Origin of the sequence: Halopseudomonas maritima (genome assembly GCF_021545785.1) — a bacterium.
In the GTDB taxonomy this organism is placed as follows: Bacteria; Pseudomonadota; Gammaproteobacteria; order Pseudomonadales; family Pseudomonadaceae; genus Halopseudomonas; species Halopseudomonas maritima.
In genome coordinates, this window is the sequence record NZ_CP079801.1 from 212,329 (window position 1) to 234,025 (window position 21,697).

The 21,697-nt window shown below is 62.6% G+C and carries 16 protein-coding genes; 9 read left to right on the plus strand and 7 right to left on the minus strand.

Annotated elements, in window-relative coordinates; all coding sequences use genetic code 11:
- Window positions 1–7 precede the first annotated feature (7 nt).
- Window positions 8–2,182, minus strand: a complete 2,175-nt coding sequence (gene rlmKL / locus HV822_RS00990; protein WP_238871816.1) for a bifunctional 23S rRNA (guanine(2069)-N(7))-methyltransferase RlmK/23S rRNA (guanine(2445)-N(2))-methyltransferase RlmL — start codon at window positions 2,180–2,182, stop codon at window positions 8–10.
- A 264-nt stretch (window positions 2,183–2,446) separates the two neighbouring features.
- Between rlmKL and rmf the strand changes: the two genes are divergently transcribed.
- A complete protein-coding gene (rmf, locus tag HV822_RS00995; RefSeq protein ID WP_083724237.1) occupies window positions 2,447–2,662 on the plus strand; it encodes a ribosome modulation factor in 216 nt (71 codons plus the stop codon).
- Between the two features lie 95 nt (window positions 2,663–2,757).
- Here the strand turns inward: rmf and HV822_RS01000 are convergent, their stop codons facing one another.
- From HV822_RS01000 to HV822_RS01010, 3 genes are all read right to left on the minus strand, one after another.
- Complete coding sequence (locus HV822_RS01000; protein WP_238871817.1) at window positions 2,758–3,783, minus strand: quinone-dependent dihydroorotate dehydrogenase; 1,026 nt, start codon at window positions 3,781–3,783, stop codon at window positions 2,758–2,760.
- 44 nt (window positions 3,784–3,827) lie between these two features.
- On the minus strand, window positions 3,828–4,052 hold the full coding sequence (locus HV822_RS01005; protein WP_238871818.1) for a DUF2835 domain-containing protein: 225 nt from the start codon (window positions 4,050–4,052) through the stop codon (window positions 3,828–3,830).
- A gap of 93 nt (window positions 4,053–4,145) precedes the next feature.
- A complete protein-coding gene (locus HV822_RS01010) occupies window positions 4,146–9,014 on the minus strand; it encodes an NAD-glutamate dehydrogenase (protein ID WP_238871819.1) in 4,869 nt (1,622 codons plus the stop codon).
- Window positions 9,015–9,189: 175 nt separating this feature from the next.
- Between HV822_RS01010 and HV822_RS01015 the strand changes: the two genes are divergently transcribed.
- The 8 genes from HV822_RS01015 (at window position 9,190) to HV822_RS01050 (ending at window position 19,440) form a co-directional block, all read left to right on the plus strand.
- Window positions 9,190–10,149, plus strand: coding sequence for an AAA family ATPase (locus tag HV822_RS01015; RefSeq protein ID WP_096005098.1), 960 nt, complete (start codon window positions 9,190–9,192; stop codon window positions 10,147–10,149).
- Window positions 10,150–10,154: 5 nt separating this feature from the next.
- Window positions 10,155–11,105 carry a DUF58 domain-containing protein gene (locus HV822_RS01020; protein ID WP_238871820.1) on the plus strand — a complete coding sequence of 317 codons (951 nt, stop codon included), beginning with the start codon at window positions 10,155–10,157 and terminating at the stop codon, window positions 11,103–11,105.
- Window positions 11,102–11,563: a DUF4381 family protein gene (locus HV822_RS01025; RefSeq protein WP_238871821.1), complete on the plus strand. Its 462-nt coding sequence runs from the start codon at window positions 11,102–11,104 to the stop codon at window positions 11,561–11,563. The genes HV822_RS01020 and HV822_RS01025 overlap by 4 nt, the downstream gene beginning before the upstream one ends.
- Window positions 11,556–12,551 carry a VWA domain-containing protein gene (locus tag HV822_RS01030; protein ID WP_238871822.1) on the plus strand — a complete coding sequence of 332 codons (996 nt, stop codon included), beginning with the start codon at window positions 11,556–11,558 and terminating at the stop codon, window positions 12,549–12,551. The genes HV822_RS01025 and HV822_RS01030 overlap by 8 nt, the downstream gene beginning before the upstream one ends.
- Complete coding sequence (locus HV822_RS01035) at window positions 12,544–14,352, plus strand: VWA domain-containing protein (protein ID WP_238871823.1); 1,809 nt, start codon at window positions 12,544–12,546, stop codon at window positions 14,350–14,352. Before HV822_RS01030 ends, HV822_RS01035 begins: the two co-directional genes overlap by 8 nt.
- Window positions 14,352–16,010 (plus strand): BatD family protein, encoded by a 1,659-nt coding sequence (locus tag HV822_RS01040; RefSeq protein WP_238871824.1) that lies wholly within the window; start codon window positions 14,352–14,354, stop codon window positions 16,008–16,010. Before HV822_RS01035 ends, HV822_RS01040 begins: the two co-directional genes overlap by 1 nt.
- Before the next feature lie 249 nt (window positions 16,011–16,259).
- Window positions 16,260–17,306, plus strand: a complete 1,047-nt coding sequence (locus HV822_RS01045; RefSeq protein ID WP_238871825.1) for a DUF2817 domain-containing protein — start codon at window positions 16,260–16,262, stop codon at window positions 17,304–17,306.
- 505 nt (window positions 17,307–17,811) lie between these two features.
- Window positions 17,812–19,440, plus strand: a complete 1,629-nt coding sequence (locus tag HV822_RS01050) for an alkaline phosphatase D family protein (protein ID WP_238871826.1) — start codon at window positions 17,812–17,814, stop codon at window positions 19,438–19,440.
- 21 nt (window positions 19,441–19,461) lie between these two features.
- Here HV822_RS01050 and arfB read toward each other — a convergent pair whose 3' ends face one another.
- Genes arfB through HV822_RS01065 form a run of 3 tightly spaced genes read right to left on the minus strand, consistent with a single transcriptional unit; the run spans window position 19,462 to window position 21,647 of the window.
- Window positions 19,462–19,875 carry an alternative ribosome rescue aminoacyl-tRNA hydrolase ArfB gene (gene arfB / locus HV822_RS01055; protein WP_238871827.1) on the minus strand — a complete coding sequence of 138 codons (414 nt, stop codon included), beginning with the start codon at window positions 19,873–19,875 and terminating at the stop codon, window positions 19,462–19,464.
- A gap of 53 nt (window positions 19,876–19,928) precedes the next feature.
- Window positions 19,929–20,645 (minus strand): glutamine amidotransferase-related protein, encoded by a 717-nt coding sequence (locus tag HV822_RS01060; RefSeq protein WP_238871828.1) that lies wholly within the window; start codon window positions 20,643–20,645, stop codon window positions 19,929–19,931.
- A 15-nt stretch (window positions 20,646–20,660) separates the two neighbouring features.
- On the minus strand, window positions 20,661–21,647 hold the full coding sequence (locus HV822_RS01065; RefSeq protein WP_238871829.1) for an Lnb N-terminal periplasmic domain-containing protein: 987 nt from the start codon (window positions 21,645–21,647) through the stop codon (window positions 20,661–20,663).
- Between the last annotated feature and the right edge of the window lie 50 nt (window positions 21,648–21,697).

The window sequence follows — 21,697 nt, forward strand, 5'->3', positions numbered from 1 at the left end:
GCCCCGCTCAGGGGCGTTTCTGTATCTGCCAGGTGCGGTGAATGCGGCTGTTGCGCTGGAAGTCGCGATCCAGCGTCTGCGCGGATATATCCTCAACCAGATAGCGCGCCTCAACCGCCTCATCCATCCGAAAACGCCGGAAGTTGTTCGAGAAGTACAGTACCCCGCCCGGCGCCAGCAGCTTCATCGCCAGCTCCAGCAAGCGCGGGTGGTCGCGCTGCACATCGAACACCCCTTCGAGCTTTTTCGAGTTGGAAAAGGTCGGTGGGTCGATGAAGATCAGATCAAACTGTTGTCCACCCGCTGACTCCAGCCAGGCCATCACATCGGCGCGCTCAAGCCGATGCAGATCAGACAAGCCATTCAGCGACAGGTTGCGCCGAGCCCAGTCCAGGTAGGTGTTGGACAAGTCCACACTGGTGGTTGAGCGAGCACCTGCAGCAGCGGCATGTACCGTTGCTGTCGCGGTATAGCAAAACAGGTTGAGGAACCGCTTGCCCTTGGCTTCAGCTGCAATGCGCAGGCGCATCGGGCGGTGATCCAGAAACAGACCGGTGTCCAGATAATCGGTCAGATTGACCAACAAGCGCACCTGCCCTTCGCGCACTTCAACAAATTCGCCCTGCTGGGCCATGCGCTGATACTGCTGCTTACCCGACTGACGCTGGCGCTGCTTCAGGGCGATATACTCCGGCTTTACGCCCAGCACCTGCGGCAGCGCGGCCATTACATCCTGCAGGCGGGCTTCGGACTTCTCTTCGCTGACCGAGGACGGCGGCGCATACTCCTGCACGTGTACACGATCACCGTACAGATCAACCGCCACAGCAAACTCCGGCATGTCGGCGTCATACACCCGGTAGCATTCAATATTCTGCTGACGCGCCCATTTACCCAGCGTCTTCAGGTTCTTCTTCAGGCGGTTGGCAAACATCTGTGCCGACTCGCTAAGCCGAGCGGTTTCTGCCGCCACCTGGCCCGCGGTGGGCGCGTCGGCAGCCTTGGTGACAAAGCGCTCACTCTCCAGATTCATCAGCAGCAGCTTGCACGGCAACGCGCCGTTAAACAGGTTGTACTGCTTGTGGCTGCGAATACCCATGCGTTTGCCCAGCTCGGCGTTGCCGGTAAAGATCGCTGCCTGCCAGCCCTGACATTGCTGGCGCAGCACCTCGCCCAGCTTTTGATAGAGGTACACCAGACTGGCCGTCGTCCCCAGGCGCTCGCCATAGGGCGGGTTGCAGACCACCAGGCCCTGCTGACCGCGATCAGGCTTGGGGGCAAAGGTCGCCAGTTCGCCCTGGTACACCTTGACCCATTCACCCACCCCTGCACGCTGGATATTGTTGCGGACCGGCTGCAATAGTCGCGGATCGGCCTCGTAGCCTCTGATCCACAGCGGTGGCCGCGCCAGGCCGCGCTCGGCGCGCTCACGCGCCTCACCCAAGACCTTCTGCCACAACACCGGCACGTGCTGCTGCCAGCGACTGAAGCCCCAGTGCTCGCGCTGCAGGTTGGGCGCGACATCGGCGGCCATCAATGCCGCCTCGACCAAAAAGGTACCCGAGCCGCACATCGGATCACTCAGCGCGCCGCCCGCCTCGGCCAACGCCGGCCAACCGGAGCGAATCAGAATGGCTGCGGCCAGGTTTTCCTTCAGCGGCGCAGCGCCCTGCTGCAGGCGATAACCGCGCTGGTGCAAACTGGCACCGGACAGGTCCAGCGCCAGCTGCACTTCGCCACGGTGGCAATGCACATTAATGCGCAGGTCCGGCCTTACCTTGTCGACGCCGGGGCGACTACCGTCGGGGCGGCGCAATTGGTCCACCACCGCATCCTTGACCTTGAGTGCACCAAAGTGGGTATTGTCGATACCGGCCAGGCTGCCGGTGAAGTCGATAGCCAGCGTACCGTCCGTCGCCAGGTGGTCGCGCCAGTCGATCATCTGCACGCCGGCGTACAGGTCTTCGGCAGTGCCGGCAAGAAACCGCTTGAGCACCAGCAGCACGCGGTTGCCCAGACGGGACCACAGGCACAGCCGATAACCCAGCTCGATATCTCCCTGCACCGACACGCCAGCGACGGTTTCCTTGGCGGACTCGGCGCCCAAGGCAAGCACTTCGTCGCGCAGCAGACCCTCCACGCCCTTTGGACAGGTAATAAAAAATTCAAGGATCTCGCGCATGTCGTTGATTTCCGGATAACGATGACGTTTATATTTCAGTGACAACTAACCAATTGGGCGTGGTATGCCAAATCGATCTTTGAAGTGTCTGCCTGCGATAGGGTACAACAGGCTAAGACTTGAGCGGTGAGACAGTATTCGGAGCCGGGCCAGACAACCCTTTTTCCCGGTCTCCAGGCAGCGTAGCCGATCCATGGCTGCGCTCCGATTGCGGAGCGACTTCGGTCGCTCCGACCATGTCATAGCAAGCGAGGACGCCAACTTATGAGAAGACTCAAGCGTGATCCGATGGAGCGAGCATTTCAACGCGGTTACCAGCATGGAGTGAGTGGCAAATCCCAAGACACCTGCCCTTTTAACAACCCCTCTACCCGCCAGAATTGGATCAATGGTTGGCGTGAAGGTCGCGCGGACCGTTGGGATGGCTATACCGGCATCTCGGGAGTACATCGTCTCAACGAGATGCACGCCGTAGGCTAAGCCTCAGCTGTTTTTCAATTTTCCCCAAGGCGCTCGCCCACAGCGCCGGGCCCAAGCGGGCCCATCCAGCCCCCGTTCTGCGGGGGCTTCTATTTTCAGCGCCCCGGCATGACCGCAATAGCATCGGCACACTCGCGAATCAGTTCCGGTCCGCGGTAGATAAAGCCACTGTACAGCTGCACCAGACTGGCGCCCGCGGCGATCTTGTCTGCCGCATCCGCGCCGCTGAAAATGCCGCCCACACCGATAATCGGCATGCGCCCTTTCAGCTCATCGGCCAGCAGACGGATCACCTCGGTAGACATATCGGTCAGCGGCGCACCAGACAACCCACCCGCCTCCTCGGCGTACGGCGAGTCCGCAACTGCGCTGCGATCAAGGGTGGTATTGGTGGCAATCACCGCATCCATCCCTTCCTCCAGCAAGGTCGCGCCAACCAGCGCAACCTCCTCAGGCGTCATGTCCGGCGCAATCTTGATGGCGATAGGCACGTAGCGGCCGCGCTCGGCTGCCAGTTGTTGTTGAGACTGCTTGATCTGCCTGAGCAGTGCTTTCAACGTCTCGCCGTATTGCAGCGTGCGCAGGCCAGGAGTATTGGGCGAAGACAGATTAACCGTGACGTAGCTGGCACGGTCGTACACCTTGCGCAGGCAATACAGGTAATCATCCACGGCATTCTCGACCGGGGTGACCGCATTCTTGCCGATGTTGATACCCAGCACGCCCTCATAGCGTACACCTGCCAGGCGCTCCAGCATGGCATCCACACCCTGGTTGTTGAAACCGAAGCGGTTGATGATGGCCAGCTGATCGGTCAAGCGGAACAGGCGCGGCTTGGGGTTACCCGGTTGCGGACGCGGCGTTACGGTACCCACTTCGATAGAACCGAAGCCCAAGGCGGACAAACCGTCCACAGCGATCGCATTCTTGTCCAGCCCCGCCGCCAGCCCAACCGGGTTGTCAAAGGTCAGCCCCATCACCTCGACCGGCTGCGAGGGCACCGGGCGGGCCAGTTTGCCGGCAAGGCGCAGGCGCCCAGCGGCGCCAAGCATGTCCAGTGCGAGGTCGTGGGAGGTTTCTGCAGGCAGGCGAAACATCAGCGAGCGAAGCAAATCGTACATGGCGGCATCCGGGGCAGAAAATTCAGGGGCCAGAGTATACCCGATCAATCCGCCAGACGTTCGAGCTTGATCAACTTGCCCTCGTCGGTGAACTGCAGCACAAAACTGCCATACACACCCTGGTGGGTGAGAAAGGGCCGCAAGTGGTGGGCAGGCAGGCTGACCCGGCGGCCATCACGGCTGATCATACTGACCCGCTCAGCGTGCCCCCGATACCAGGCCAGATAACGCTCTGCCGGCAGCGCGAGGTCGAGAATAAGTTGTTGCATGCTGCCTTCTGTCACCGAGGTAAAAACCAGACACCGGGCCAGCGGCTGCCGCCCGGCGTCACATCGCTGCGCAGATCAGCAGACAGTACCCGCCTAATCGGCGTCAGCGTCACCGCCGTGGTGACGCGCGTGCTGCGCCAAATCAAGCAGCTCTCGCATGGCGACGGCAACAATCGCATAGTCACCAGCGCCAACGCTGCGCAGTTCAGCCAGCATCGCCTGCCAACGCTGCACCAGCGCCTGATTGCGGCTGACCCAGTCAGCAACCAGGGTTTCAACCGGTTGTTTGTCGGCAGCGCCCTGCAGCGCTGCTACAGTCATACTGCGCACCTGCCAGTCCAGGTCATCGCGGTAGCTCTCGCGGGCCAGCGCCTGCCAATGGTTGTCGACCGGCAGACTGGTCACCTGCTGGCTGAACCAGGGCAATTGCAGCTCGCTACCCAAAGCAAAGAACACCTGCGCTACGCGCTCGGCATTTTGCCCGGTCGCGTCCGCCGCTTCAACAATGCCAAGCAGTGTATAGGCGTGCCCGGTACCGGCGACCATCCGCGCGATGTCTTCCGGCACACCGGTTTCCACATATCGATTGAAGCGCGCCTCCCACAGCTCGCGCACATCCCCCTCAAGCAACTGATCAAAACGCTCGGCCAGGGTTTTCACACAGGGCGCGAAGTGCTCTACCTCGCGCTCGGGCAGCAATTGCGCGCGACGGTTGCGAATAAACCAGCGACTGGCCCGCCGCCCCAAACGCATCAACTCGTCCATCAGCTCCAGCTGAACCTCAGCGGGCACCTGATGATCCAGCGCCTCAATGCCGGCAAAGTGGGTCTGCAGATGGAAAACATCACGCGCTACCACCCAGGCGCGGGCGACATCGCTGATGCTGGCACCGGTCGATTGCACCAGCCGGCGCAGGAAAGTGATTCCCATGTGATTGACCAGGTTGTTGGCCAATTGGGTCGAGACAATCTCTCGACGCAGCCGGTGACTCGCCAGAGCCTTGGAATGCCGTTTGAGCAGCACCTGCGGGAAGGCCGTCTCCAGTTCACGCGCCAGGTAGGGGTCCTCGGGCACGTCGGAGGCTAGCAGCGCCTCTTTCAGATCCGCCTTGGAGTAGGAAATCAGCACCGACAGCTCGGCACGGGTCAGGCCCTTACCGTTAGCCTTGCGCTCTGCCAGCTGCTCGTCATCGGGAATGAATTCCAGCGCACGGTTGAGTTTGCCGCTGCTCTCCATGGCGCTGATAAAGCGCTGATACTCGCCCATGGTCTGCGCTGCCTGACGCTGCGCCAGACTGATCGCCTGGGTCTGCTTGTAGTTATTGGCCAGCACCAGATCAGCCACGGCGTCGGTCATGCTGGCCAGCAGCGTGTTGCGCTGCTTGGCGGTCATGTCCTGGGCAGCCACCACCTCGTTCAGCAGAATCTTGATATTGACCTCATGGTCCGAGCAGTCGACGCCACCGGCGTTGTCGATAAAGTCGGTATTGAGTGCCCCACCGGCCAGGCAAAACTCGATACGGCCCAGTTGGGTCAGACCCAGATTGCCACCCTCACCCACCACACGGCAGCGCAGGTCGCGGCCGTTGACGCGCAGGGCATCGTTGGCCTTGTCGCCCACATCGGCGTGCGTCTCCATGCTGCCCTTGACGTAGGTCCCAATGCCGCCGTTCCAGATCAGGTCTACCGGCGCCTTGAGCAGCTGATGGATCAGCTCGGTGGGCGTCAGACGTTCGGCGTCGATGGCGAAACACTCGCGCATTTGCGGCGTCAGCGTTATCTGCTTAAGACTGCGGGCGAACACGCCGCCGCCTTCAGAGATCAGGCTGCTGTCATAGTCCGTCCAGCTTGAGCGCGGCAGCGCAAACAGGCGCTCGCGCTCCTGATAGCTGGCTTCCGGGTCGGGATTGGGGTCGATGAAGATATGCTGATGGTTGAACGCGGCCACCAATTTCAGGCTGCGCGATTGCAGCAGACCATTACCGAACACGTCGCCGGCCATGTCGCCGATCCCGATCACGCTGATCGGGTCGGTCTGCACATTCAGTCCCAGCTCGCGGAAGTGCCGCTGCACCGACACCCAGGCGCCACGCGCGGTAATCCCCATTTTCTTGTGGTCGTACCCGGCAGAGCCGCCGGAGGCAAAGGCATCGCCGAGCCAGAAGCCGTAGCCTGCCGCGATTTCGTTGGCGATATCGGAGAAGGTGGCGGTGCCCTTGTCTGCGGCCACCACCAGATACGGGTCGTCGGCGTCATGCCGCACCACGTTGGCCGGCGGCACGACCTTGCCGTCGACCAGATTATCAGTGATGTCCAGCAAGCCCTGGATAAACAGCCGATAACAGGCGATGGCCTCCTGCTGAACCTCATCGCGGCTCCCACCCACCGGCAGGCGCCGCGGAACAAAGCCGCCCTTGGCGCCAACGGGCACGATAACCGCGTTCTTCACCTGCTGGGCCTTGACCAGCCCCAGTACCTCGGTGCGGTAATCCTCTTCGCGGTCGGACCAGCGCAGCCCGCCCCGGGCGACCTTGCCGCCACGCAGGTGCACACCTTCCACGCGCGGCGAATAGACGAAGATCTCGAACATCGGGCGCGGCAGCGGCAGTTCCGGTATCTGCGTCGGGTCAAACTTGAGACTCAGGTACTCGCGCATCTGGCCGTCGGCGTCGCTTTGATAAAAGTTGGTACGCAAGGTGGCTTTGATCAGGTCCAGATAGCGCCGCAGGATGCGGTCTTCGTTAAGCACCGCCACCTCATCCAGCGCCCCCAGAATCGCCTTCTCCAGCTTGCCCTGCATGTCCGCCAGATCATCGGCACTCAGCTTGCGCCCCAGATAAAAACGGGTACGGAACAAGCGCACCAGCTCGCGGGCGATATCCGCGTGCGCCACCAGGGTGCTGGCAATGTACGGCAGCTCAAAACCCAGGCGAATCTGCTTGAGGTAACGCGCGTAGGCGCGTAGCAGCGCCACATCACGCCAAGGCAGCCCAGCCAGCAACACCAGTCGGTTGAAGGCGTCGTTTTCTGCCTGCCCCGACCAGACCGCGGCAAAGGCATCGCGGAACAGCGCGTTGGTCTCCTGAATATCCAGCGAGGCGCCGGCGCCAAAGGTGAACTCAAAATCGTGAATCCAGAACTGCGTACCGTCGGCCTGCACCACACGGAACGGGAACTCGCCCAGCACACGCAGGCCGAGGTTTTCCAGCACGGGGATCACATCCGACAGCGGCAGTGATTCGTTCAGGTGGTAGAGCTTGCAGTGCAGTATCCCCGGCTTCTGTGCCAGCGGCTGGTAAAAGCTCATGGCCAGCGGCGCCGCCTCGGTCAGCCCCAGCAGGGTTTGCAAATCAACCACCCCGGTGGCTGGCGTAAAGCGGTCGCTGTAACCCGGCGGGAAGCCGTCGCCCAGATGTGCCAGCACATCGGTCGCCCGCGCCTCTCCGAGACTCTCCAGCAGACGATCACGAAACTCGTCCTGCCAGTTGCGGCAGGCGCGCACCACTTCCTGTTCAATTTTCACGGGGTCGATATCCAGGGTCTTGGTCGGGTCAACGCGCAGGATGAACTGGGTGCGCGCCAGGGTGGATTCAGAAAAGTAGGTCCAGAACTCGCTTTCACTGGCTCCCACGCGTCGTGTCAGCACCTCCTGGATGGTGCGACGAATATCCGTGGAATAGACATCCCGCGGCACAAAAGCCAAACAGTAATAAAAACGCCCGTAGTTACCTCGGCGCAGGAACAGCCTGATCTGGTTACGCTCCTGCATCTGTACGATGGCGATAGCCGTTTGCGCCAGCTCATCAACCGGGGTCTGGAACAGATCATCACGGGGCAGTACCTGCAGCACCTGCTCCAGCTCCTTGGCCAGGTGGCTGCGCGGAATAAAACCGGACACCTCGCGCACATGCGCCACCTTGCGCCGCACATGCGGGATATGGTCCACCAGCGCCGAGTAGACCCGTGAGGTGTAAAGGCCCATAAAACGATGCTCCAGCAACACGTTGCCGTCAGCATCCACCTCGCGTACCGATACATAGTCCGGATAGGCCGGGCGATGCACCCGGCTCAGCTGCGAGGCCTTGGCGAAGGACAGCAGCAGGGGCGCCTGCAAATAGGCCGTGACGGTATCCGGCAAGCCCTCGAGATTTTCATCACGCGGATTCAGGGCCAGCGCGCCCAGGCTGGCGTCGGCACGCAGCCCCAGGCGCTGTTCGGGCAGGCCTTCGTTGATGGCAAAACACTCGTAGCCGAGAAAGGTAAAGTGGTCCTCCAGCAGCCACTCGAGAAACGCCACCGCCTCGGCGCGCTCATCGCGCGAAAAGTACTGCTTGCGACGGCTGCCGAGCTGGCCAATCAGGTCTTGCACGCGCTCGCGCATCGCAGCAAAGTCCTGCACCGTGGCGCGCACAGTCTCCAGCGCGCCCAGCAGGCCGCTTTGCAGGGCGTTCAGATCGGCGGTATTGGTCGCCCGATCAATTTCGATATACATGACCGATTCGGCCCGCGCGTCACTGGCGTTGCTGCCGCCGTTCAGCAGTTGCTGCAGTTGCCCCTGCTCGTCGCGCTGCACCTGCATGATGCTGTTGTAGAGACTATGAATGGCGTATCCCTGGCGCGTCAGCTCCATGCGTACCGAGTCCACCAAAAACGGCAGGTCAACGTGCAGCACCTCGACAATGCTGTGGGTGCTTTGCCAGCCGTGCTGCTCTGTATCTGGGTTGAAGACCCGCAGCTTGACCTCACCCCCAGGCAGTTGCTGAAAGAAGCGCCAGGCGGCCAGGATAGACCCCAGCAGGTCGGTATCCTGCCGGACCTCCAGCTCGGCCAGCGAAGCGATGCCGAAAAACTGACTGCAAAACTGCGCCACGGCAGCGTGATCACTGCGTGGTACCAGCGCCTGTAAGCGGGTTTGCAATTGCTCGATAAACGCCTGCTTGGAACTGGCCGTAATCAGCGCCATGTTGCCTCCCTCCTCGGGATTGGGTGTAGTAAGTCGGCGCCTTTGGCAGTTACACCTGCCCCTGCCAGAGCGCGTAATGCACTGTTTTTTTCTGTGAGGATAGTCTAGACCAAGGGCTTTTCGTTAAAGTGACATCCACTGATTCCAGCCCGTGCCTCAGAACAACGGACACCACATGACCCACCGGGATTCCCTGCTGCAGTTGAAGGCCTTTATGGGCCAACACATTTTTGGTCAGGAACATCTGATCGACCGCATGCTCATCAGCTTGTTGGCGGGCGGTCACGTACTGGTAGAAGGCGCTCCTGGCCTGGCCAAGACCAAGGCCATCAAAGCCTTGTCCGAGGGTATAGAGGCGGATTTTCACCGTATTCAGTTCACTCCAGACCTGCTGCCCGCCGACATCACCGGCACCGAGGTCTACCACCCGGAAACCGCCACCTTCAGTTTTCAGCAGGGCCCCATTTTTCATCACCTGGTGCTGGCCGACGAGATCAACCGGGCGCCGGCCAAGGTGCAATCTGCCCTGCTCGAGGCCATGGCCGAGCGCCAGGTCAGTATCGGCCGCGAAACCTACGGCCTGCCTGAGCTGTTCATGGTGATGGCGACCCAGAACCCCATCGAGCAGGAAGGCACCTACCCGCTGCCCGAAGCCCAACTCGACCGCTTCTTGATGCACGTTCGCATCGGCTTTCCCGACGCGGCCCTCGAGCGGCAGATTCTGCAACTGGCCAGGGGTGAGGCCCGGGGCGAGGAACCGCGCATTGCCGAGCGCATCAGCCAAGAGTGCATTCTCGCGGCCCGGCAAGAGGTGCTTGAGCTGTTTATGGCCGATGCGGTGGAGGAGTATCTGATCCAACTGGTCATGGCCACCCGCCGGCCAGACCAGTACAACCCGCAGTTGGCCGAATGGCTGGAGATGGGCGCCAGCCCGCGCGGCACCATTGCACTGGATCGCTGCGCTCGCGCGCACGCCTGGCTGGCCGGGCGCGACTTTGTCAGCCCCGAAGACGTACAGGCCATTGCCCACGACGTGTTGCGTCACCGCGTGTTGCTGAGCTTTGAGGCCGAGGCCGCCGGTATCGACAGCGATCAGGCAATCAACCTGCTGATCGACTCGGTGCCGGTGGTCTGAGCCGCATGAGCGCCGCAAGCGACCCGGCCATCCACACCACGCTGGATGCCCTGCTGGCCACCCGCAGGCACTGCCATGAGCTGCCGCTATTCAGCCGACCGGTGCGCAGCAGCCGGCAGATGGGCCAGCAAAATTCCCGCTTGCGTGGTCGTGGCGTGGACTTTGACCAGGTACGCGCCTATTTGCCCGGCGACGATATTCGTAACATCGACTGGCGCGTCACCGCACGCAGTCAGAAGGTACACACCAAAGTCTTCAACGAAGAGCGCGAGCGGCCGGTCTTTCTGATCGGCGAGCAAAGCGCACGGCTGTTCTTTGGCAGCCAACGCTGCTTCAAATCCGTACTGGCCGCCGAAACCTGTGCCCTGATCGCCTGGACCGCGCTGGCCCACCACGACCGGGTAGGCGGCATGGTGTTTGGTGATGCCGAGTGCCATGAGGTGCGCCCCCGCCGCGATCGCAAGGCGTTGCTCAAGCTACTGCAGTTGCTGGTGCAAGCGAACCACACCCTGGCCCCTGAGCAACAGGACCCGCAAGAGCCTGGCGCCGAGTCGCTCAACCTCGCGCTGCGTCACAGCCGCGAGATCATTCGCCCCGGCAGCATTCTGTACATCATCTGTGACCACGCGGCCATCGACGGTCTCAACCAGAGCCTGCTGGTGCCGCTGGCGGGTCACAACGATGTGATCCTGCTGCCGGTCTTCGATCCGCTGGATGCCGAGCTGCCGCGCTGCGGTCTACTGAATTTTGCCCAGGCCGGACGCCACCTGACCCTGGACACCCGCCAGGACGCAGTGCGCGCGGACTACGCCAATCAGTTCAATGCCCAGCGCCAGGCCTGGTTGCGGCTGGCGCGCCGGCTGCGCTGCAGCCTGCTGCCGCTGGATACCCGCTACCCGGCTCACGAGCAGTTGCGCGACACCCTGAGCGGGCACCCCCGCCCGGCCGCCCTGTGACTAGCCCGCTGCAGGAGAGCCTGCTGTTACCGGCTCCGCCGCCACCGATCAGCTGGTGGCCGCCCGCGCCTGGCTGGCTGCTACTGGCTGCCCTGCTAGTCAGTCTGCTGGTGTTGGTGCCGCTGCTGCTGGTCCTCAACCGCAAGCGCCAGCGCCGCCGCCTGAAGGCTCAGCGTATTATCTGGGAGGTGCCGGACAGCCTGACAGATCAGGACTGGCTCGCCGCGCTCAACACCCAACTCAAGCGCCACCTGAAAAGCCGCGGCAACGCCACCGCCACACGGCTCTATGGCCAGGCCTGGGTCGACTACCTGTGTCAGCACTACCCGCGTCCACGCAACGACTTGCTGGCCCCGCTTGGCAGTTCCCTGTATCAGGCGCAACTAACGCTGAACCCACAGCAGCGCAGAGCACTGCAGCGCGAGCTGCTGCGCTGGATCAGGTACAACCATGTTTGAATTTGCCTGGCCCGCCGCCCTGTTGCTGCTACCGCTGCCCTGGCTGCTGCGCTGGCTGCTGCCTGCGGCTGAGCGCCCAGCCAGAGCCCTGCAGGTCGCCTTTCTGCCGCGCTTGAGACGACTGGATAGCAAACAGCAGGTGCTGGTGCACACCCCGCGTAGTGCAGCGCCACTAATTCTGATTTGGCTACTGCTGGTGATGGCCTGCGCCCGCCCGCAACTGCTCGGTGCCCCCCTGCCACCGCTCAGCAGCGGACGCGACATGATGCTCGCCATCGACCTGTCGGCCAGTATGGACACCCGCGACCTGCAGCTCGATGGCGCTGCCAGCGATCGTCTGAGCGTCGTCAAGCACTGGCTCAGCGAGCTGATCGGTCAGCGTGGCGGCGACCGCCTGGGCTTGATCCTGTTTGGCGACAAGGCCTATGTGCAGTCGCCGCTGACCTACGACCTGGACAGCGTCAGCACCTGGTTGAACGAGACCTTCATCGGCTTAGCTGGACGCGATACCGCCATCGGCGACGCCATCGGCCTGGCCATCAAGCGCCTGAACGCGCAGCCGGCCAACAGCCGTGTCCTGCTGCTGGTCACTGACGGCGCCAACACTGCCGGCACCATGTCGCCCATCCAGGCAGCGCGTATAGCCAGCGACGCCCACATCCGTATTTTTACCGTTGGCGTGGGCGCCGAAGGCGGTGGCCAGAGTGATTTGCTGAGCATTCTGGAAGGCGACAGCGACCCCGCCAACGATCTCGACGAGGCCACACTACAAGAGATTGCCAAGCTGACCGGAGGCGACTACTTCCGCGTCAGCGACAGTGCCGCGCTGCAACAGATGATCGAGCGTATCGAGCAGCTTGAGCCCAGCCAGCGGGCCGACCGGGCCAGCCGCGAGGCCAAACCACTCTACCCCTGGCCGCTGGCACTGGCGTTGCTACTCAGCACCCTGTGGAGCAGTCGCCCGGTGCGCCGGAGGATGCATGCCTGAGTCGGGAATGCCCTTCGCTTTTCTGCGCCCCCTGTGGCTGCTTGGCCTGATTCCGGCGCTGCTGCTATGCGGTTACCTGTACCGTCATCATCGCCAGCATTCCGGCTGGGATGCGCTGCTGCCGGCCAACCTGCGCAGGGCACTGCTACAGCATCAGACCGGACGCCACTATAGGGGGCGCTACCTGCTGCTGGCCTGCGTCTGGAGCCTCAGTCTGGTGATTCTCGCCGGCCCGGCCTGGGAGTCAGACAACACCCAGCGCCGCGAAGACAGTGGCAGTCTGATCCTGGTGTTGCAGGTCTCGCGCAGCATGCTTTCCAACGACCTGCCACCGACCCGTCTGGAGCAGGCAAAGCGCAAGATTCGCGACCTCCTACAACGCTACCCGGACCGCCGTGTGGCGCTGATTGCCTACGCTGGCAGCGCCCACCTGGTGGCCCCGCTGACCCGCGACCACGACACCCTGCGCAACCTGCTGGACGCATTGCACCCGGACATCATGCCAGTGCGCGGCCAGCAGCTCGATCAGGCGCTGCAACTGGCCGCCGACATGCGCTCACAGCGCGGCGACAGCGCCACCCAGGTACTGCTGCTGGCCAGCAGCATCGAGGGGGTAAGCAGTGAAAGCCTGTCTGTCAGCGCCCGTGAGCTTGGCGCTGCCCTGCGTATCATCGGCATTGGTACGGCTGACGGTGCGCCCATTCCGTTGGCAGAAGGCGGCTTTATGCGCGACGACCAGGGGCGGATTCTGCTGCCGCGTCTGGATGAACAGGCGATGCTCGATTTTGCTCGATCTGAGGGCGGTGATTACCGCCGTCTCAGTACCGATGAGCGTGACCTGCAGCAACTGCTGGCCGACAGCAGCAACCAGCCAAGCGACGCCGGACTGGGCGTCCAGCGGCAAGATCAGGGCCATTGGCTGCTGTTATTGCTGCTACCGCTGGCGGCCCTGGGCGCACGCCGTGGCTGGCTGCTGCTGATACTCTGCGCCCTGTGGCTGCCGCTCCCGGCAAACGCCCTGAGTTGGCAGGATCTGTGGCAGCGCCCTGACCAACAGGCCAGCGCCCTGCTGCAGGCGGGTCAGGCTGCCGAAGCCGCCAGCCGTTTTGAAGATCCGCAGTGGCGCGCCTGGGCATTGTTGCAGGCCGGCGACTATAGAGCGGCAGCCGACGCCTGGGGCGCCTTGGCCAGCGCCGAACCTGACAACGCCCAGTATCACTTCAGTCAGGGCACCGCGCTGGCGTTGGCCGAGGACTACCAGGGCGCGCTACTCGCCTTTGAAGCTACTCTGACGCAGGCGCCCGACCACACCGCTGCGCGCCATAACCGCCAGCAGGTCGAGGCCTATCTGGCCAGCCTGCAGGAGCAGGCCGATCCCGATGAAGAGCCAGCGCAAGAGCAGCCCGCGAGCGAGAACGCCGAGCCAGATACCCAGCCTGGGGGCAACAATCCGGGCGAAGCAGAGGTCGACGGTGCCAGCGACGAGGGCCAGGCCAGTAGCGGCGAAAGCAGCAGCGCCGGCGGCCTGGACCCTGCCGCCGGTGCCCAAGGCAGCAGCAGCGGCGATTCCCAGGGCCAAAGCACTGGCGCCCTACCCGGCGAGCTGATCGCCAGCCCGGAGGATGCGGGAGACGCCACTCAGCATGGCGGTAGCGGCGGCGGTGGCAGCAGCCGGCAACAGATCGAACAGCAACAAGCTGTGCAACAATGGCTACGGGACATACCCGATAACCCGGCCGAACTGCTGCGCCGCAAGTTCCTCTATCAACACCTGCAAAAACCGGACGGACGCCCACGATAATGCGCCAGCTGTTTCTTCTCCTCGTGCTACTGTGCTGCAGCTCGCCGCTCCAGGCGGCGCTGCAGGCCAGTGTCAACCGCATTCAACTGGCGCCGCAGCAAACCGTCGAATTGACGCTGGAAAGCACCCTGGCCAGCCGCGAGGATCAGCTCGATCTAAGTCCGCTGCAGGAGCACTTTCAGGTACTAAACCACCGCCGTCTGAGCCTGGTCAGCCAGATCAACGGTCGCACCGTACCGGTGACCCGCTGGGTCGTCGAACTGCAACCGCTGCGCACCGGGTTTGTCGTTATACCGCCGCTGTCGCTTGGCGGCGAACACAGCGACCCGGTCAGCCTCCGGGTGCTGACCGCGGAGCAACTGGTCAGCGCCGACCCGGCCAATCAGGCCGCCGTCTTCATCGACGCCGAGGTCGACACCGCCACACCCTACGTGCAGGCACAGGTGCTCCTCACCCTGCGCATCTACCATTCCGTTTCACTGTACGACGACTCTACCCTGAGCGGGCTGGATATCCCCGAGGCGCGCGTAGAAGCCCTGGGCGCGCCCAAAACCTATGAACGCACGCTCGATGGTGTGGTACATGGCGTGATCGAGATTCGCTACGCTATCTATCCACAGCGCAGCGGGTCGCTGGAAATACCCTCGCAGCTGTTCAGCGCCACCGCCCTGCAACCCCGTAAGGCAGAACGCAACAGCGGCCACAACGCACGTTTTCTGCAGCTGCGCTCGCCCAGTCTGCAACTTGAGGTACGCCCCATCCCCGCCAGCTACCCGGCCGACACCCCTTGGCTGCCGGCACGCCAGGTTCGCTTGAGCCAGAACTGGCAACCCGACCCAGCCCAGGAACTGCAGCGCGGTGAGCCCCTGACCCGCACGCTGTCAATTCAGGCCGACGGCCTTACCGCCAGTCAGCTCCCCGAGCTCAGCACCCTGAACCTGAACAACGACGACCTGCGCCAATATAGTGACCAGCCGCAGCTGGAAAACCAGCTTTCCGATACGGGTATCCTCGGCCTGCGGCAAGAAAGCTCGGCGGTTGTCACGCGACATGCCGGCCACTTCGAGATTCCTGCTATCGCCGTGCAGTGGTGGAATACGCAGACCGATCAGTTGGAAACATCCGAACTGGCTGCCGTGCAGCTCAACGTGCGCAGCAACGGCGCTCCCCAGGCACCGCCCCCGGACTGGAATCTGCCGGCCAGCAACGAGGCACCGCTGCTGTGGCCCTGGCAGCTGATATGCGCCCTGCTGACCTGCGCCCTGCTCTGGACTCTTCACCTACTACGCAACGCCCGTTCAACCCTCAACAGCCTGCAGCAGCTCGATGAAGACAGCGCCGGCCTGGAGAGCGACTTGCCCGACAACCCGCTGGCAGACCTGCAAACCGCCTGCCGCCACAACCGCCCGGCCGAGGCTCGCAAGGCGCTGGAGCACTGGGCCAAACGGCAAGACAGCGACCTGATCTCCCTGAGTCACGCTTATCCGGTGCTGGCCGATGCGCTGGACGAGCTGAACGCCTGCCTGTTCGGCCAGATCGACAGCACCTGGCGCGGCAAGCCCCTGTGGCGCGCCGTGCGCAAGGTTACCCAAGCACGACAGCGCGAGGCCGAAGCGCTGACCGAGGGCGGCATCGAGCCACTCTACCCGGACGTGTAAGGAAGCACTGATCAATTCCACACGCCCTCTGGCGCTCAGGCTGGGCAGCACTCTGCGTTGTGATTTCTCGACAGGTCCCGACATGCCTTCGAAATCACGCCTTGATTGCAGCCCAGCCGAATGCGGCCCAGCCTGAACGCCAGAGGGCATGCGGAATTGATCAGTGCTTCCTTCATAACCTTCACCCAACCGTCACACAACCGTCACACAACGTTGCGATCATCTGGTTTCCCCACGTCCGAGCACACCATGTCAGACGCGCAACACCAGATTCACCGCCACCTCCCCGAACACGCTCAGCTTGAGCAGTTACTGCATCAGGCTGCCCGCCACCTGCGGGTCAGCACCCCCTTGCATGTACCCGTCAACGGGCTGTCGATTCCGGTACGGGTGATCGAGCTGGGCAGCCGCTCGCCACAGGCGCCGGTGATCGGTTTCTTTGGTGGCGTGCACGGTGTCGAGCGCATTGGCACCCAGGTACTGATCTCCTGGCTGCACAGCCTGGTGCACCGGCTGGACTGGGATGATCAACTGCGTGAACAACTGGAACGGGTGCGCCTGCTGTTCATGCCGATGATCAACCCCGGCGGCATCTGGCACCACAGGCGCAGCAACCTCAATGGTGTAGACCTGATGCGCAACGCCCCGGTCGATGCGATGGGACCGGTGCCCTGGCTGGTCAGTGGCCACCGCATCAGTCGACGCCTGCCCTGGTACCGCGGCAAACTGGGCAGCGCCATGGAGCCGGAGGCGCAGGCGGTGGTGAACACCGTGCAAAAGCGCATGATGAACGCGCCCTTTGCCATGAGTGTCGACTGCCACAGCGGCTTCGGTCGCCGCGACCGGCTCTGGTGCAGCTACGCGCGCAGCCACAAACCGATCGCCCATATCGCCGAGGTGCTGCGCCTCAAGCAACTGTTCGAGCAGACCTACCCGCACCATCACCCCTATATCATCGAGCCGCAGTCGATCAACTACACCACCCACGGCGACCTCTGGGACTACCTGTATGACCACAGTCAGGAGCACTGTCCTGACAACCTGTTCCTGCCGTTCACCCTGGAAATGGGCTCCTGGTTGTGGGTGCGCAAGAACCCCCGGCAGATGTTCGACTACTTTGGCTATTTCAACCCGGTCATCAGCCACCGCAAGCGTCGGGTACTGCGTCAGCACCTGCCGTTGTTCGAGTTCCTCACCCACGCCACCCGCTGCTGGCGAAGCTGGACGCCAACGCCGCAAAACCGCGAGCAATTGACCAGCGACGCCATCGCAATGTGGTTTGTCGACAAGCCGTAACGCTCCTGTCGTACCCCTGTCACGCACAGCTGCCATAAGGGAAGGCTGATCGACCTCGCACGCCAGTGACGGCGCAGGGCATGGGTCGGCTTCCCCATCACCATCAATCAGGAGCAGTATCGTGGGCGGATTCAATCGGCGGGATTTTTTGCGTGCCTCGGCCCGAGGGTCTGCTGCCGTTTCGTTTACCCGCCTGCCGGAGGCCATTTTTCGGCCAGGCAAGGCGGAGGGAGTTCAGTGTGGTCATTCCACACAAGCGACCGACAACGCAGCATGGCCGAAAAATGGCCCCGGCCCTACGGGTTGCGCCTGTAAAGCCGCCACTCGGCGTCGCTCGTCGCTCACGTGGAATGACCACGCTACGCTCCTCGCTCCTTGATTGACGGCTTTACAGGCTGCAACAGGTGGGTGAACGAAACGGCAGCAGGCCCTAGGCAGCATTGTGGTATCCAGCGGCTTACAGGGGTGCCTGTCGAGCAGTTCCTCTTCCAGCGACGAAGAACCAGTGCGGGGCCTCGCCTTTGAGCACGGCGTAGCCAGCGGCGACCCACTGACCGACCGAGTACTGCTGTGGACTCGCATTACCCCCACCGATGGCAACAACGCAGAGGTGCAGATTGGTTGGGAGATCGCCAGCGACAGCGCCTTCACCGATCTGGTACACAGCGGCACCGCCAGCACCAGCGCGGCGCGTGACTTTACCCTCAAGGTCGACGCACAAAACCTGTTGCCAGGCACCAGCTACTACTTCCGCTTCAAGGTAGCCGGTCTCACCTCCCCCGTCGGCCGCTGCAAGACACTGCCGGCCGGCAGTATCGAGCAAGTGCGCTTTGCCGTGCTCTCGTGCTCCAACTATCCGGCAGGCCTGTTCCATGTCTACGCCGCTGCTGCGGCCGAGGCAGAACTGGACGCGGTGCTGCACCTGGGCGACTACATCTACGAATACGGCAACGGCGGCTACGCCACCGAAGATGCAGCCGCGCTAGGTCGCCTGCTGCCGGACGACAACGCCAGTGAAATCCTCTCGCTGGATGACTACCGCAAGCGCTATGCCCTCTACCGCACCGATGAGAACCTGCAGCTGCTGCATGCCAGCGCGCCCTTTATCGCCGTGTGGGACGACCATGAAGTAACCAACGACACCTGGCGCAATGGTGCCGAGAACCACAACGACGGCGAAGGCGACTTCACCGAGCGCAAGCTGGCGGCGCTGCAGGCTTACTTTGAGTGGATGCCCGTGCGCCCGGCCAGCGCCGACGATGAAGAAACTATCTACCGCCGCTTTGACTTCGGTGATCTGGTCAGCCTGCACATGCTCGATACCCGCATCATCGGGCGCGATGAGCAACTGAACTTTGCCGATTACATCAGCGCCACCGGCTTTGATGCAGTGCGCTTCAGCGCCGATGTCAGCGACACCAACCGCACGCTGCTGGGGCTGTCCCAGCTTGACTGGCTGCAGACTCAACTGGCCACCTCGACCGCCACCTGGCAGGTGCTTGGCCAACAGGTGCTGATGGGCCGCATGCTGCTGCCCGCAGAGATGCTTACCGCCCTGCAGAACCCGGGCGCGGTCGACATGACCACCATGCTGACCGAGCTGGTCACCATCAAGCTGCGCCAGCAGGCCGGTGACCCGACGCTCACCGCTGCCGAGATTGCACGTATCGAGACGGTGATTCCCTACAACCTGGACGCCTGGGACGGCTACGCCTACGAGCGCGAAGTATTACTGGGCGCGGCCCGGGCCCTGAATCAGAACCTGGTGGTGCTGGCCGGCGACACCCACAACGCCTGGGCCAACAACCTGGCCACGCTGGCGGGCGATGCGGTGGGTGTGGAGTTTGCGACTGCCTCGGTCAGCTCACCGGGGCTGGAGTCCTACCTGGGCCTGAGTGAGGCGCAAATTCCAGCCGCCGAGCAGGCCATCACCACGCTGGTAGACGGTTTGCAGTATCTGAACGCCAATCAGCGCGGTTATCTGCTGGTGACCTTTACCGCAGAGGAAGCACGCGCTGACTGGCGCTTTGTCAGCACCGTCAAGGCTACCGAGTACAGCATCGACAACAGCCGCGCCCGCAGCTTGCGCACCCTGCCCGGCGCAGGCAATCGCGTACTGGTGCCAACTGCCTGAGCGAGTGCGGAACCAGTCAGTCTACAGGTCGACCTTGCCGCGTAGCTGTTTGGTGCGGCCGCGCTTGACCTTACCGTCCACCCGCTTGAGTTGCGAGCTGCGGGTGGGCCGGGTCGGGCGGCGCTTTTTTTGCACCACAGTGGCAGACAGAATCAGCTCGCGCAGTCGCGCAATGGCATCCTCGCGGTTCATTTCCTGGGTGCGGTACTGCTGCGCCTTGATCACGACCACACCGTCACTGGTGATACGCGAGTCGCGCAGCGCCAGCAGCCGCTCCTTGTAGAACGGCGGCAGACTGGAGGCGTTGATGTCAAAGCGCAGATGAATCGCGCTGGACACCTTGTTGACGTTCTGACCGCCCGCGCCCTGGGCGCGGACGGCGCTCATCTCGACTTCCCAGTCGCCGAGCTGAACCTGATTGGAGATAAAAATCATGGGCGCTCCCGCGCTGAATAAGGGTGCGGAGCAGGATACGCCGCTACCCGGCCTCAGGCAAAGCCTGCACCCTTTTGCAGAAAGTTGACGATCCAGTCGAACATCAAATCGCTGTCCAGCTCCGCGTGCAGCGACGCCTTGCCGGCACGCACCCGCGCCGGCGGAATGGTGTGCGAGCGCATGTCCATCAGGTCGAAGGAGTAGGCTTTTTCAAACTCCGGATGCCCCTGCACGCTAAGGAAGTGCTCGCCGTACTGCAGGAGGTAGTTTGGACAGAAATCGCTGCTGGCAATGACTTGCGCCTGCGCTGGCAGGTCGATGACCTGATCCTGGTGACTGACGATCAGGTCAAGTGACTCTTGCGCCGGTTGCATCCACGGCTGTGGCTCAATCACCTGGTTGAAGGACACGCCCACGCCCCAACCACGCTCGGACTTCTGCACATTGCCGCCCATCGCACGGGCCATCAACTGGTGCCCGAAGCACACCCCAACCAGCGGTTTCTCGGCCGCCCACAGATCACGCACGAAGACTTCCAGCCCACGAATCCAATCCAGGTCTTCGTACACCCCGTGCTTGCTGCCGGTGGTCAGGTACACGTCGCACTCGTGCACATCGCCAGGCAACTCTCCGCGGTGAGCCGCATACACCCGGTAGCTCATATCAGGCAGGCGCTTGCGTAACGCCTGCTCAAACATCTGTGGATAATTGCCATGTGCGCCCAGCAGATCCGCGGCGACATCGTCACACTGCAACAGCCCTACTTTCATACGGTCTCACCTACCTCAGTCGTTCTCACAACCCGGCACTCCCTGACGGATGCGCTGGGAAAAAGGTACCTCACTGTGCTCATCACGCGCACGCTCGGTAATGCGCCCCAGGCGGCGCAGCTCGGCCAGCGACCACGGTTTTTGCAGTCCGCCCTGGGCATACACGTAACTGTCCAGATAGCCGCTGAGCAGCAGGCGAATATCGCTGCGCAGATCCGGACGGATGCGTTTCATCAGGATAAAAACCACATTGGTGCAGTTGGCCCGCAAGGTGTGGTAGAAGCGCGGCCGCACCGCAAGACGATTGGCCGCCTCTACATAACCCAGCAGTAACTGGCGGCCCGCGGCCGGTGACAGGCGCGTGCGGTAGAGGTACATGTCCTCACCGCGATGGTTGCTGCGAACCTTGACGATATCGGTCTCTTCACTGGCGACGATGTTGAGCTCGAAGTGTTTGAAAAAACCAGCGATCGCCGAATATTCCTCATCGCGCACCCGACGAATTTCCACCGACCAGGCCAGATAGCGGCCATCGGAAAAACCAAAGGAAATCAGCATATGCGCAATGGAGCGATGCCCCCAGAAAGAGGTCAGCATATCCACTGAACGAAGTTGGGACAGCGCGTATTCACGGCTCTCCCAGCGAATCTGGTAATCCGTGGCACTACGCCAGTCAAAACAGCGTACCCGCTGCAGCCGCAGACTGTTGCCATCCACCACGCCAGTGGTGGTATAGGCCATGTCATCGGCCCAGTCACAGTTGCCCTTGGGCAGCACACCACGCCACCACAACAACAGGGGGGCAAAGCCCGCCATGAAGGACAGCGCCGCGCGCAAGGGCTCGCCCCGAGAGGCAAACACCAGCACCAGGGCCATCAAAAACAACCAGAGCGCAAGCGGCAAAAAACGCAGCAACAGGCGGTGGGGACGGTGATACCAGAGCGCCGGCAGCGCCCAGAGCGACACCAGCAGCACCACCAATACCTGCAGACACAACAGCATGACGCCTCCTCAACGGACCGCCGTTGAATACAGCGCTTCCACCTGGGCGC